The 13,926-nt window shown below is 49.9% G+C and carries 10 protein-coding genes; 5 read left to right on the forward strand and 5 right to left on the reverse strand.

Translation table 11 applies throughout. The annotated features are described in order from the left end of the window. Positions 1-199 precede the first annotated feature (199 nt). On the forward strand, positions 200-2,068 hold the full coding sequence (locus H4O21_RS00270; RefSeq protein WP_182806813.1) for a methyl-accepting chemotaxis protein: 1,869 nt from the start codon (positions 200-202) through the stop codon (positions 2,066-2,068). An 87-nt stretch (positions 2,069-2,155) separates the two neighbouring features. Here the strand turns inward: H4O21_RS00270 and H4O21_RS00275 are convergent, their stop codons facing one another. The 5 genes from H4O21_RS00275 to H4O21_RS00295 all read right to left on the reverse strand — a co-directional run bounded on the left by H4O21_RS00275 (position 2,156) and on the right by H4O21_RS00295 (position 7,043). Further along, positions 2,156-3,082: a homoserine kinase gene (locus H4O21_RS00275; protein ID WP_182806814.1), complete on the reverse strand. Its 927-nt coding sequence runs from the start codon at positions 3,080-3,082 to the stop codon at positions 2,156-2,158. A gap of 73 nt (positions 3,083-3,155) precedes the next feature. Next, a complete protein-coding gene (locus H4O21_RS00280; protein ID WP_182806815.1) occupies positions 3,156-3,758 on the reverse strand; it encodes a hypothetical protein in 603 nt (200 codons plus the stop codon). A 17-nt stretch (positions 3,759-3,775) separates the two neighbouring features. Further along, complete coding sequence (gene lipA / locus H4O21_RS00285) at positions 3,776-4,720, reverse strand: lipoyl synthase (protein ID WP_182806816.1); 945 nt, start codon at positions 4,718-4,720, stop codon at positions 3,776-3,778. Between the two features lie 133 nt (positions 4,721-4,853). After that, positions 4,854-5,981: a glycine cleavage system aminomethyltransferase GcvT gene (gene gcvT / locus H4O21_RS00290; RefSeq protein ID WP_182806817.1), complete on the reverse strand. Its 1,128-nt coding sequence runs from the start codon at positions 5,979-5,981 to the stop codon at positions 4,854-4,856. Between the two features lie 429 nt (positions 5,982-6,410). Next, the gene (locus tag H4O21_RS00295) at positions 6,411-7,043 is read right to left on the reverse strand and encodes a helix-turn-helix domain-containing protein (RefSeq protein ID WP_182806818.1); all 633 of its coding nucleotides are present in this window, start codon (positions 7,041-7,043) and stop codon (positions 6,411-6,413) included. A 322-nt stretch (positions 7,044-7,365) separates the two neighbouring features. On the opposite strand from H4O21_RS00295, the gene H4O21_RS00300 reads away from it, so the two are divergent. The 4 genes from H4O21_RS00300 (at position 7,366) to gcvP (ending at position 13,778) form a co-directional block, all read left to right on the forward strand. Next, positions 7,366-8,748 (forward strand): L-serine ammonia-lyase, encoded by a 1,383-nt coding sequence (locus H4O21_RS00300; RefSeq protein WP_182806819.1) that lies wholly within the window; start codon positions 7,366-7,368, stop codon positions 8,746-8,748. Positions 8,749-8,856: 108 nt separating this feature from the next. Further along, positions 8,857-10,161, forward strand: a complete 1,305-nt coding sequence (gene glyA / locus H4O21_RS00305) for a serine hydroxymethyltransferase (RefSeq protein WP_182806820.1) — start codon at positions 8,857-8,859, stop codon at positions 10,159-10,161. 166 nt (positions 10,162-10,327) lie between these two features. Then, the gene (gene gcvH, locus H4O21_RS00310; protein ID WP_182806821.1) at positions 10,328-10,720 is read left to right on the forward strand and encodes a glycine cleavage system protein GcvH; all 393 of its coding nucleotides are present in this window, start codon (positions 10,328-10,330) and stop codon (positions 10,718-10,720) included. A 178-nt stretch (positions 10,721-10,898) separates the two neighbouring features. Next, positions 10,899-13,778 carry an aminomethyl-transferring glycine dehydrogenase gene (gene gcvP / locus H4O21_RS00315; RefSeq protein ID WP_182806822.1) on the forward strand — a complete coding sequence of 960 codons (2,880 nt, stop codon included), beginning with the start codon at positions 10,899-10,901 and terminating at the stop codon, positions 13,776-13,778. Positions 13,779-13,926: the final 148 nt, after the last annotated feature.

The following is a 13,926-nucleotide window of genomic DNA, read 5'->3' on the forward strand; positions in this document are numbered from 1 at the left end:
TACAAAGCGCAGAAGAGTACCCTTTTTCTTCTGCGCCCTTTATCTTCTTTCCCACCGACTTCAGCGTTTTCATGCCACCGCCCGGCCATATGTTTAATTATTTATCTATTCTGTAACCTTTCTGTAACCCAGAGGAATTAATTTACCGGCAGAATAAACTGTTTTGCTTATTTTCAGAGTCGCAAGGAGTCGCCAGCATATGTCTATCCGCCAACGGTTTATTTTGTTGATTGCAGGCAGTATTGCCGGATTCTTTTCTATTCTGATACTACTGAATCACACCCTGAATCAACTGGAACAACTCTACCTGACCGAAGACAAACTCTCATCCAGCCATATCCAGCTGCAACTAATGGCCAGAAAGGCACAGAATTTCAGCCTGAATAATCAGGAAGAATCTGCTCAGGAGTTTCAGCAACAGGCTGACGAACTGAAACAAACACTCAAATTACTGGAAGAGCAGTTCAGGCAACAGGAACTTCCTCTCCCCCCCTTAAGCCGGGTCATTCAGGGTACCAGCCGTTACACCGAAGCATTCAGCCAACTAAGAACTCAGAAACTGAATCTGGGACTGACACCGGTTACAGGCATGTATGGTCAGCTAAGAAAGGCAGTACATCAGGCAGAACAGCGTATCAAAGATGCCGGGCAAACCCAGTTAACAGCGGCCATGCTGATGCTACGCCGACATGAAAAAGACTTTATGCTGCGCCATCAGATAAAGTATGTACAAAAATTTGATAGCAGCTTTCAGATATTCGAGCAACAACTGGACAACGCTTCTGCACTGAACCCTCAACAGAAAGATGGCATTCGCCAGCCAATGCAGCAATACCAGCAAACCTTTAAGCGCTTTGTACAGGTTTCACGCAGCGTTGGCCTCGATGAATCCCAGGGCGCACTGGGAGAACTGAATGCCAGAAGCCAGCAGCTGATCCAGGAACTGGATGCTTTGCATAATGACACCCGCACCCAGATCGAATCCCTGATTTCATCCAAACGCCTGAATGCTATGGTACTTACAGTGCTGCTGTGCGTTGTACTGACCATGGCAACCGTCTGGCTGGCCTGGCGAGTGGTTAGCCGGATCAATCTGGTGGTCGGTCATATGAAAGAGATTTCGGATGGTGATGGTAACCTGAGTGTACACCTGAACAGTCAGAGCCCAGATGAACTGGGTGAACTGTCCCGAGCATTCAATCGCTTTACCGAGAAAATCCGCAATAGTGTATCTCATGCCGCCGAAACCGCTACTACCCTGGAATCCAGAGCAAATCAGCTGCACAACACAGCAAACAGCACACTGGAAACCTGCCACCAGCAGGACAGTCAGTTACAGGAGCTTAGCCAGGCACTAAGTAACACCACCAGCTACTCCCAGCAAGTTGAGTCCCGCGTTGAAGCAGCCAGTGATATGACCCGTGTAATCAGCACTCAGTCGGATGAAATCGCTCAGCTCTCTCAGCAGAACCAGACAGCCAGTAAGCAATTGATTACTGACGTAGAAGCTGCAGTTCAGGAAATTGAACAACTGGAAGCGGATAGCCAGAAAATCAGTGAAGTGATGGCAAGCATTGCCGAGATTGCAGCTCAGACAAACCTGCTGGCACTGAATGCTGCTATTGAAGCAGCCAGAGCCGGAGAGCAAGGGCGCGGCTTTGCAGTCGTCGCCGATGAAGTGCGCAACCTGTCACTCAAAACCCAGGATTCTGCTGTGCAGATCTATCAGCAGATTGATCAGCTACAGGACAAAATACGCCATGCAACTCAGGTGATCAGAAATACTCAATCCAGCACCAATGAACGCCTGCGGCACAATGAACGTATCGATGAACTATTCAGCTCAATTGAGCATCGGATCAGTGAACTGAACACCCAGAACCAGGCGATTGTGGACATAAGCCAACAGCAGATTGCGACGATGCATCAGGCAGAACAGCAACTGTATGCCACTCAGGAAGCAATGCGCAGCAACCTGGAATCCGCAGATACCAACCGCCACACCAGCGATCAGTTATTCGAACTGTCAGGTATGCTGAAGCAGGAAATGGGGCGTTTTACTGTCTGAGAAATTAAGCAGCATTTCAACCAGCAAAAAAGCCGTTGCATCTGACAACGGCTCTTTTCAAAAGATAATATCTGACCAAGAGCAACATCAGCCCTGATTTTCCAGAAACGTCAGTAACTGACGTTTACCTTCAGGATCTTTCACAGTGATCAGTTCACCTTCTTTCGGGAATAACGTATCCCGCAAACGGGATAACCAGAAACGCAGTGCAGCGACACGTTTCATCGCAGGCAGGCACTGTCTTTCCTGACCAGACAGCGGACGCACACTCTCATAGCCTGCCAGCAGAAGCTGTTCTTTATCTGTATCGTAGAACTGTTTTTCTTCATCGAAACACCAGGCATTCAGCGTCACAGCCAGATCATAAAGGTAAGCGGTTGAACAGGCATGGTAGAAGTCGATCAGTCCAGCCAGATTATGGCCATCAAACAGGGCGTTATCCGGGAACAGGTCAGCATGAACCGGGCCTGATGGTAATTCACTCCAGGGTAAATCACCGGCAGCCTGTACCGCAGCAGCCAGTTGACCAGCCTGCTCTTCATCCAGCTCTGGCAGCACTTTTTCACTCAGATTTCGACACCAGTGATAGATGTTCTGATAAGCATCAGCTGGCAACTCAACCGCAACCAGGTGAGCCTGAGCCAGTGTCAGGCCGATCACTTCGCATTGAACATTATCCGGTTTATCCAGCGGGTCTCCGGCCAGACGCTTCATAAACACCGCTGGTTTCTGTTTCAGCTCGCCAAACAGTTCACCCTGCTGGTTACGTATCGGTTGAGCAACAGCCACACCACGCGCCGACAAATGCGCTACAAAGCCCAGAATAAAAGGCAGGTCAGCGGCAGATACCGACTCCACCAGCGTCAGCACAAATTCACCTTCGGTGGTGGAAACAAAGTAATTGGTGTTTTCAACTCCGGCTTCAATACCTTTGAAGCCTGTCAGAGTGCCAATATCATATCCTTTCAGATATTCATTCAGTTCTGAATGTTCTACAACCGTATAGATCGACATAACGCTTTTCACTATCACTGCAGGCCAGATAAATTATCCGACCCTGTTTTATTACACTATCAACCGGGAGAAGTCAGGCATTGACGACCTGACCGGCATCCTGAGACTGAGTCAGCCACTGGCTCAGACGATCCACACAGGCCTGACGCAGCAGAATGTCGTACTCAGCCTGCTCCGACAGAGACTGAATGGTGACGCCCTCTGCAATCAGGCGCTGCATACTGTCTTTAAGGCGCTGATCCGCTTCACAGTGCATTTCAGCGGTGTTATCACTTTCCAGCAGATAACGTACAGCAGCTTCTGTCAGATCAGCACGCAGTGCATTGTCGTCACTTTTCAGACTGATATCCTGGCCAAAAGTCATGGTCAGCGCCTGAGAAACGGACAGGCCGCTCTGTACCGGTGGCAGTACCAACCAGTGATTCAGGTCCAGCCACAAAATAGCCAGCTGACCAATACAGGAGATACGGCTGACCGCCAACGGCTGAGAGGCGCCGGTGACGTCACCGACAGCAATCAGAAAAGACAGGTTATCCGGATCAATGTCCAGATTCAGATCACTGACCAGGGAACACTGGCGCATCGTAATATCACTCACGCTCCCCTTCTGATCCAGCTCAGCGGAAATATTCAGGTGCAACAGTGGATTACTGCCCGTTTCGGTAGCGGTTTTCATCTTCATTCCCTCAACTGTTATCCGACCTGTTCGCCCATTGCCTGCATATCGGCATGATAGGAGGAACGCACCATAGGCCCGCTGGCAACATTACTGAAGCCCAGCTCCATGCCAATAGTTTCATATTCTTTAAATTCTTCCGGTGTTACGTAACGCTCAACCGCCAGGTGATATTTTGTTGGTTGCAGGTACTGCCCTATAGTCAGCATATCCACATCATTAGCCCGCAGATCCTTCATTACCTGAATCATCTCATCTTTGGTTTCACCCAGTCCGACCATCAGACCAGATTTCGTGGTGACCTCAGGATTCAGGCGCTTGAACTGATACAGCAGGTTAAGAGACCAGTGATAGTCAGCCCCGGGACGTACAGACTTATAAAGAGAGGGTACGGTTTCCAGATTATGATTCAGCACATCAGGTACATGCTCTGACAGTTTTTCCAGTGCGATCTCCATACGGCCACGGAAATCCGGTACCAGAATTTCGACGGTCAGTTCAGGATTCAGAACTCTGGCTTCACGCACCACGTCAGCAAAATGCTCTGCACCACCGTCTCTGAGATCATCACGATCCACAGAGGTAATCACGGCATATTTCAGATTCATCTTCTGAATAGACTCCGCCACATGACGTGGTTCAAGCGGATCCAGTGCCATAGGACGACCATGGGCCACATCACAGAAAGGGCAACGACGGGTACAGATAGCCCCCATGACCATAAAGGTCGCCGTGCGCTTACTGAAGCATTCCGCCAGGTTAGGGCAGGACGCTTCTTCACATACAGTGTGCAGATTCTGCTCACGCAGGTGCTTTTTAACCGCGTTGACGTTGCCATTACTGCGAGGATCAATCCGAATCCACTCCGGTTTGCGCAGACGTTTACGGGTTGGGTCAGGTTTGTGACGCAGACGCGCCATCTTGGACTCACCTTTAAGCTCAGTTAAGGGAATCAGTTCCATAACATCTCCTCAGAGTGGATTCTTATTATGAAGAAAGGGCTGAAACGCCCTTTCCTTGTATCGTTCTGTGACGTTCAGATAACTGAGCGTTGATATCGGGGTGAGTTAAGCCACATAACTCACCCCGTATTTATCAGCCGCGGTAGTAGCGCTGCTCGATAAATGGCATGCGGGATACGGTCATTGGCAGTTTCTTGCCACGTACTTCGGCATAAACAACCGTTTCCAGAGCACTGAAAGCAGTTTCTACGTAACCCATAGCCACTGGTTTCTCAACGGTCGGTCCGTAAGTACCACTGGTTACCACACCGATTTTGTTGCCTGCTTCATCAAACAGCTCAGTACCTTCACGTACTGGCGCACGACCTTCACCCAGCAGACCAATACGCTTACGTGCCCAGTCTTTATTGGCAATCTGAGACAGAATCTTCTCTTCACCCGGGAAACCACCCGCACGTTCGCCGTCTGCACGACGATTCTTAGAGATAGCCCAGATCAGGCTGCCTTCCAGAGGCGTCGTTGTAGTATCGATGTCATGACCATACAGACACAGACCCGACTCCAGGCGCAGAGAGTCACGAGCACCCAGACCAATCGCTTCAATTTCAGGCTGATCAAGGAACAGACGACACAGACGTTCAGCATCTGCAGAAGGAATAGAGATCTCAAAACCGTCTTCACCGGTGTAACCGGAACGGGATACAAAACAATCCACGCCATCAATTTTCATCTGGCGAGAATCCATAAATACCATTTCGCTGACTTCAGGTGCCAGACGGGCAATTGCAGCTGCCGCTGCAGGACCCTGTACCGCAACCAGCGCGCGGTCATCCAGAACTTCTAGTTCAACACCTTCATCCAGGTTAGCCTGCATGTGAGCCACATCCTGCTCTTTACAGGCTGCGTTCACGACAACATAGATCCAGTCACCATAATTGGTCACCATCAGATCATCCATGATGCCGCCGTCTTCATTAGTGAACATCGCATAACGCTGCTTACCTGCAGGCAGATCAATAATGTCTACAGGAACCAGTTTTTCCAGCGCTGCCGCTGCATTTTCACCGGTCAGTTTCACCTGGCCCATATGGGAAACATCAAACAGTCCCGCTTTTTCACGGGTGTGCAGGTGTTCCTTTTTCACGCCCAGTGGATACTGAACCGGCATTTCATAACCTGCGAAAGGAACCATTTTCCCGCCCAGCTCTGTATGCAGATCAAACAGAGGAGTTTTCTTCAGAGCACCCTGCGTTTCAGCCATATCGAACCTCTTGAATTGTTATTAGTCAGGAAAAGGTCTGGTCTGGCAGCCGCCCGCCAATACCCATCTGCGATAAAACCCTACTAAAATCACGGATTAGTCACTTCAGAACGGCGTACCAGACAAACCTTATACACTTTATATCTACAACCTGTTCGTCTTATCAGAGATCTTTTTACTGATCCAGACCACAAGTTTCCAATAGGAAACAAGTTAGACCAATAGAAAACCTGATGCAAGATTTTTTTCTTATTTCGAGCAGAAATATGCTCAGAAAAGCAGACAACAACCTGACAACCATAGGGTTAAAGAAATCACAGCTTAAAAGGGAAGGGAAGAGGATAAAGACACTGAAAGGAAAAATAAGATAAAGCCCGCGCCAAACTGATGCTCCGGGCAGCCTGAGCTGCCACGAAGTCAGAGCAGGAGTCAGGCAGTTACCCAGATAACTACGGCATCCTCTTCACTGGAGGACACCAGGGCATGTCCCATTGCGCAGTCATAGTAGGCAGAGTCACCTTCAAACAACTCAATAGGCTCATAAAACTCGGTGTAGAAGAGTACTGAACCACTTTCTATATAAAGGAACTCCTCGCCATCATGACGCACCCATTCCGGATAAACATCGAAAGAACGGGCACGCACTACAGTACGATAAGGAATCATTTTTTTGCTGGTCAGCTGAGATGCCAGTAACTCATGCTCATAAGTCGGCGTCGGATGTGGTGTCCCCTCACCCTTACGCGTGATATCACGACGCCCGGTTGCCCCCTGATTCTTTTTCGGCTGACTGAACAACTGAGGGATATCAATACCCAGGCCTGCGACCAGCTTGTTGACCACAGAAAAAGTCGGTGAAATCTGCTCGTTTTCAATCTTAGAAAGTGTGGATCGGGCCAGTCCGGTTAATTTACTGGCTTCTTCCAGAGTCAGATTCTGACTCAGACGAATCTCTCTGACCCGTTTACCAAGCTGCAAAGGCTCGACTTCTGCTTCTGTGCTGGTTTCAGCACGGGTTACCTGTACTTTATCTTCTTTTAAAAAAAATGGTTCATCTGACATGGGTTTACCTGTATTTCTCTGCGCCCGAACACACTCAGGCCGCTGTTTCCAAAAATGTTACACAAGCACCGGGCGGTTTTAAAGGAAACCTTAGCTCTTCTATAGATAAAAAAACAAATAAGTTTCCAATAGGAAATTTTTGTTGCGAATTATGAAATCTATTGCTAGTCTCACTGCAATACAGACATAGCATGAACTTTTCGCTGATGCGGAAACTTATAAACATTGAGTGAGTAGAACGGACCGTGCGTTCTGCAGGAAGAGAAAACGGATGTGTCTCCTCAAGCACCAATAACAATAAATGTCGTCGGAGGCTTTAACGATGCCACTCAGCATCTCAGATCTGTTTAAAACAGGTATAGGTCCATCCAGCTCTCATACCGTTGGCCCTATGGTTGCGGCTAATCGTTTTCTTGATGAATTACGGGAAAAAAATCTGCTGGATAATGTCAGCCGTGTCAAAGTTGACCTGTATGGTTCTCTGGCTATGACAGGTCAGGGACACGCGACAGATATCGCCACTCTGCTGGGTCTGCTGGGTGAGCGTCCTGATCAGGTTGATCCGGATCGGGTGCCTGAATACATCAGTCAGATCGATGAGCAGAAACAGCTGAATCTGGCCGGTGAACGTCTGATTCCATTTGACCGTAAGACAGATCTGCCTTTTAACTTTGGCGAATCTCTGCCTAAGCACCCGAATGGCATGCGCTTTTATGCCTTTGACGCGGCAGGTATGGTAACGATTGATAGTATCTACTATTCCATCGGTGGAGGTTTTGTATTAAGCGATGCTGAAATCGATCAGCAGGATAATGGATCTGACACTCAGAATGTCCCCTATCTGTTTAACAATGGTAAAGAGCTGCTGGAAGTTTGCCAGCAGGCTAACCTGACTATTGCCGATGTTGTACTGGCCAATGAGAAAACCCGTCTGGGTTCTGACGAAGCAGTCAAAGAATCCGTACTGGGCATCTGGCATGTCATGGATAACTGTATTCGCCGTGGCTACCAGCAAACCGGCATCTTACCCGGTGGTTTAAAGATAAGACGTCGCGCCAACGAGCTGTACCGTGAATTGACGGAAAAGCCAGAAAAAGCGCTGAAAGATCAGCTGTCGGTAATGGATTGGGTCAACCTGTACGCCATTGCAGTCAATGAAGAAAACGCTGCCGGTGGTCGTGTGGTAACGGCTCCCACCAATGGTGCAGCCGGGGTGATTCCTGCGGTGCTGGCTTATTATGACCGTTTTGTTCCGGGTTCCGATGAGGACGGCATTGTACGCTTCCTGGCAACGGCAGCCGCCATTGGCATGCTGTACAAGCAGAATGCCTCTATCTCTGCCGCCGAAGTAGGCTGTCAGGGAGAGATTGGTGTGGCCTGCTCTATGGCGGCCGGTGCGCTGTGTGCCGTGCTGGGTGGCACTAATGAACAGGTTGAAAATGCAGCAGAAATTGGCATGGAGCACAACCTGGGGCTGACCTGTGACCCGATTGGCGGTCTGGTTCAGGTGCCTTGTATCGAACGTAATACTATGGGCGCAGTAAAAGCAATTAATGCGGCTCGTCTGGCGCTGCGCGGTGATGGTCAGCACCATGTACCTCTGGATTCCGTGATCGAGACCATGCGACAAACCGGTCTTGATATGCAGGATAAGTACAAAGAAACCTCAACAGGCGGTCTGGCGGTTAACGTCGTAGCTTGCTGATTCAGACGATGGTCTGAATCTGCAGGGACTCTGACCGTATTGAAGGCTGCAGCCCGTCTGCTTCCAGACACTGCAGGTTATGTCAAAATAAAAAATGAGAAACACACCATGAGCATGAGTGAACTGTACAGAAACGACGCAGTAAGCGAAAAGTTCTTTACCAGTAATCTGGCGGATAGCGATGTGGCAATCAAAGCGGCCATTGAGCGTGAATTCCACCGCCAGCAAGACGGTATTGAGCTGATTGCTTCTGAAAACATTGTATCCAAAGCGGTCATGCAGGCTCAGGGCACTGAGCTGACTAACAAATACGCAGAAGGTTATGCCGGTCGCCGTTACTATGGTGGTTGTGAGTACGTTGATGAAGTAGAAACACTGGCTATCGAGCGTGCTAAGCAGCTGTTCAACTGCGAATATGTCAACGTACAGCCTCACTCAGGTGCTCAGGCAAACGGTGCAGTCTTTATGGCACTGCTGCAACCTGGCGACACTATTCTGGGTATGTCCCTGGATGCCGGTGGTCACCTGACTCATGGTGCCCGCCCTGCGCAGTCCGGTAAGTGGTTCAATGCTGAACAATATGGTGTAGATCGCGAAACTCAGCGTATCGACTACGCTGCGGTTGAAGCACAAGCGATTGAGTGCCAGCCAAAACTGATCATCGCGGGTGGTTCTGCAATCCCCCGTCAGATCGATTTTGCGCGTTTCCGTGAGATCGCTGACAAAGTGGGCGCATACCTGATGGTGGATATGGCCCACATCGCAGGCCTGATTGCCACTGGTCAGCACCCTAGTCCGCTGCCACATGCGCATATCGTTACAACGACAACACACAAAACACTGCGTGGTCCTCGTGGTGGTATGATCCTGTCCAACGATCTGGATCTGGGTAAGAAAATTAATTCTGCGGTATTTCCAGGTCTGCAGGGTGGCCCTCTGATGCACGTAATCGCCTCTAAAGCGGTTGCTTTTGGCGAAGCACTGCAGCCGGAATTCACCGATTACATAAAGCAGGTTGTTAAGAACGCAGCCGTACTGGCTGAGACGCTGGTTGAGCGTGGTTGCGATATCGTAACCGGTGGTACTGACACTCACCTGATGCTGGTTGACCTGCGTCCTAAAGGTCTGAAAGGTAACGCCACAGAAGAGTCTCTGGAGCGCGCCGGTATCACCTGTAACAAAAATGGCATCCCATTTGATCCAGAGAAGCCAATGGTAACGTCCGGTATCCGCCTGGGTACTCCGGCAGGCACCAGCCGTGGCTTCGGCGAAGAAGAGTTCCGCCTGATTGGTAACCTGATTGGTGATGTTCTGGATGGTCTGGCGGCGAATCCTGAAGACAACAGTGCAGCTGAAGCCCGTGTACATGAGCAGGTTAAAGCGCTGTGCGCACGCTTCCCACTGTATCGCTAAGTGATTCAGTAAGACAGATCATTATAAAAACTGGCACTGGCAGCATAAAAAAGTTCATCTTTAATTGTGTACTGCTAAGTTTTGAAGATAATCACTGGCTGAAAGCGGGCTAAAGCAAAAAGTCGGCTTTCACACCTTTAAAAGATATAAGACCGAGGATTTAAACATGAGCAATGTACCAGCTAATATGAAATTCGCAGCTTCTCACGAATGGGTTCTGGACAATGGTGACGGCACAGTAACTGTCGGTATTTCTGACCACGCTCAGGAGCAACTGGGTGATGTAGTCTTCGTTGAGCTGCCGGAAGTAGGTCGCGAAGTTGCAGCCGGTGAAGAGTTCTCTCTGGTTGAGTCTGTAAAAGCGGCGTCTGACATCTACTCTCCGGTATCCGGTGAAGTCGTAGAAGTTAACGAAGCCCTGGAAGATGCCCCTGAAACGGTTAACGAGCATCCTTTTGCAGATGGCTGGATTGCGAAAATCAAACTGGCTGACAGCACTGAACTGGAAAACCTGCTGGATGCAGAAGCCTACGAAGCTAAAGTGGCTGAAGAAGAGTAATTATCCCACCGGTAATTACTGAAAGAGACGTGCAGTTTCGGGTTCACCCGACGCAGATAACCCCGCATCTTCTTTCAAATCTGAAACCAGCTCTGTCTTCTGGCAGAGCTGAATAAGATAAACAAGGACCAGATTCAGCTAGAGAATCAGGATCCGATAAAAAAACAGGTTGGTAAAAATGGCAGTTGAAACGCGCGCACTGAGTGATCTGGAACAACATAACGAATTCACTCATCGTCACGTGGGCCCGGATGCAGCAGAACAAAAAGCGATGCTGGAATCACTGGGAGTCAGCTCTCTGCAGGAACTGATTGAGCAGACCGTTCCGGACTCTATCCGTCTGGATGACGCTCTGGACATGGACCTGGGTATCACTGAAGTTGAAGCCCTGGCTGAGCTGAAAGCTCTGGCCGACCAAAATACAGTTAACAAATCCTATATCGGTATGGGTTATCACAACACCTTCGTACCGAATGTGATTCTACGTAACGTTCTGGAGAATCCTGGCTGGTACACTGCCTATACTCCTTATCAACCTGAAATCTCTCAGGGTCGTCTGGAAGCCCTGCTGAACTACCAGCAGATGGTGATGGACCTGACCGGCATGGATCTGGCGAACGCCTCCCTGCTGGACGAAGCGACTGCAGCCGCAGAAGCGATGACCCTGTGTAAGCGTTCTAACCGCAAGAAGAGCGATCAGTTCTTCGTGGCAAGCGACGTACACCCACAGACACTGGACGTCATCAGAACCCGTGCAGAATACTTCGGTTACGAAGTGGTTGTAGACTCTGCAGACAAGCTGAGTGAATACGACCCGTTTGGTGTACTGCTGCAATACCCTGGTACTTTCGGTGATATCACTGATCTGAAACCTTTAGTCGAGCAGGCAAAATCACAGAAAGCGATGGTTGCTGTAGCCGCTGACATCATGTCTCTGGTGCTGCTGAAATCCCCTGGCGAGCTGGGTGCCGACATTGTTCTGGGTTCTTCTCAGCGCTTTGGTGTACCTATGGGCTTTGGTGGTCCACACGCTGCTTTCTTCGCAGCGAGTGAAAAACTGAAGCGTTCCGTACCAGGCCGTATCATTGGTGTATCCGTTGATGTGAACGGTAACCAGGCCCTGCGTATGGCGATGCAGACCCGTGAGCAGCATATCCGCCGTGAAAAAGCGACCTCCAACATCTGTACTGCACAGGCACTGCTGGCCAACATGGCAAGCTTCTACACCGTATACCACGGTCCGGATGGCCTGAAGCGTATCGCTGAGCGTGTTCACCGTCTGACGGCTATTCTGGCGCTGGGTCTGAAAGAGAAAGGTGTTGCCACTAACGACACTTACTTCGATACCCTGACTTTTGCGGCTGATGAAGCGGTTTACCAGAAAGCACTGGATAACGGTTGTAACTTCCGTCAGCTCGAAGGTGGCAAGCTGGGTGTAAGCCTGGACGAAACCACGACTGCAGCCGACGTTGCACAACTGTTCGACATCATTCTGGGCGAAGGCCACGGTCTGGACGTATCTGCAATTGATGCAAGCATCACTGCTGGCGCAGAAACCGGTATTAAAGCAGCGATGCGTCGTGAAGATGCTATCCTGACTCACCCGGTATTCAACACGCACCACTCAGAAACTGAGATGCTGCGTTACATGAAGTCGCTGGAAAACAAAGATTACTCTCTGGTTCATGGCATGATCCCACTAGGTTCTTGCACCATGAAACTGAATGCTACCGCACAGATGATCCCTGTGACCTGGCCTGAGTTTGCCAACATCCACCCGTTTGCACCAAAAGAGCAGACTGTGGGTTACCACAAGATGCTGAGCCAGCTGGAAGAGCAACTGGTAGAGATCACCGGTTACGACGAAATGTCTCTGCAGCCTAACTCAGGTGCATCCGGTGAGTACGCCGGTCTGCTGGCGATCCGTAAGTATCAGGAATCCATCGGTGAAGGCCACCGTAACGTGTGTCTGATTCCATCGTCTGCTCACGGTACTAACCCGGCAACTGCAGCGATGATGGGCATGAAAATCGTTGTGACCAAGTGTGATGAAAACGGTAACGTTGATGTTGCTGATCTGGCAGAAAAAGCCCAGGAACATGCGGATAACCTGTCTGCACTGATGGTGACTTACCCATCTACTCACGGTGTTTACGAAGAAGATATCGTTGAAATCTGTCAGACCATTCATAAGTTTGGTGGCCAGGTTTACATGGACGGTGCGAACATGAACGCACAGGTCGGTATCTCTAAGCCGGGTCAAATGGGTTCTGACGTATCTCACCTGAACCTGCACAAAACCTTCGCTATTCCACACGGTGGCGGTGGCCCTGGTATGGGTCCTATCGGTGTTAAGAAACACCTGGCACCTTTCCTGGCCAGCCACAAGGTTAGCCCGGTTGAAGGCCTGAACCCGGAGAACGGTGCAGTATCCGCAGCGCCTTACGGTTCTGCTGCAATTCTGCCGATCACCTGGATGTACAACCGTATGCTGGGTAAAGACGGTCTGAAGCACTCTACAGAAGTGGCGATTCTGAACGCTAACTATCTGACAGAGCAGCTGGCTGAGCACTACCCGGTGCTGTACCGTGGCCGTAACGATAAAGTGGCTCACGAATGTATCGTTGACATTCGTCCGCTGAAAGAAGCGTCTGGTGTAACTGAAGAAGATATCGCTAAGCGTCTGATGGACTACGGTTTCCACGCGCCGACCATGTCTTTCCCTGTAGCGGGTACGCTGATGATCGAGCCAACTGAGTCTGAGTCTAAGGCTGAGCTGGATCGCTTTATCGAAGCGATGGTTAAGATCCGTGCAGAAGTTGAGAAAGTTCAGAGCGGTGAATGGCCAGCAGACAACAACCCTCTGATCAATGCTCCGCATACTATGGTTGACCTGACCAGCGCATGGGAACGTCCTTACTCACAAGAGGAAGCAATATTCCCAACAGCACATACCCGTGCCAGCAAGTACTGGCCAACGGTTAACCGTGTCGACAACGTCTACGGTGATCGTAACTTCATCTGTTCCTGCCCGGGCATCGAAGCCTACCAGGATTAAGATTCCAGAAGTCGTCAACGAGTGTCAAGCACTCTCTGTAAGCAAGGTCCCGTACTTCGGTACGGGTTCCCGGATTACAGGTCCTTTTGCCCCGTTACATGATGGGGCTTTTTTATGTCTGTTATTTAGCAGATAACAGAATCTGACT

Source organism: Oceanospirillum sediminis (assembly GCF_014164585.1).
Lineage (GTDB): Bacteria > Pseudomonadota > Gammaproteobacteria > Pseudomonadales > Halomonadaceae > Oceanospirillum > Oceanospirillum sediminis.

What these genes read in the sequence shown, in the direction of transcription:
- H4O21_RS00270 (WP_182806813.1), top strand. Translation starts at nt 200, where the DNA reads ATGTCTATCCGCCAACGGTTTATTTTGTTGATTGCAGGCAGTATTGCC.
- H4O21_RS00275 (WP_182806814.1), bottom strand. Translation starts at nt 3,082, where the DNA reads ATGTCGATCTATACGGTTGTAGAACATTCAGAACTGAATGAATATCTG.
- H4O21_RS00280 (WP_182806815.1), bottom strand. Translation starts at nt 3,758, where the DNA reads ATGAAAACCGCTACCGAAACGGGCAGTAATCCACTGTTGCACCTGAAT.
- lipA (WP_182806816.1), bottom strand. Translation starts at nt 4,720, where the DNA reads ATGGAACTGATTCCCTTAACTGAGCTTAAAGGTGAGTCCAAGATGGCG.
- gcvT (WP_182806817.1), bottom strand. Translation starts at nt 5,981, where the DNA reads ATGGCTGAAACGCAGGGTGCTCTGAAGAAAACTCCTCTGTTTGATCTG.
- H4O21_RS00295 (WP_182806818.1), bottom strand. Translation starts at nt 7,043, where the DNA reads ATGTCAGATGAACCATTTTTTTTAAAAGAAGATAAAGTACAGGTAACC.
- H4O21_RS00300 (WP_182806819.1), top strand. Translation starts at nt 7,366, where the DNA reads ATGCCACTCAGCATCTCAGATCTGTTTAAAACAGGTATAGGTCCATCC.
- glyA (WP_182806820.1), top strand. Translation starts at nt 8,857, where the DNA reads ATGAGCATGAGTGAACTGTACAGAAACGACGCAGTAAGCGAAAAGTTC.
- gcvH (WP_182806821.1), top strand. Translation starts at nt 10,328, where the DNA reads ATGAGCAATGTACCAGCTAATATGAAATTCGCAGCTTCTCACGAATGG.
- gcvP (WP_182806822.1), top strand. Translation starts at nt 10,899, where the DNA reads ATGGCAGTTGAAACGCGCGCACTGAGTGATCTGGAACAACATAACGAA.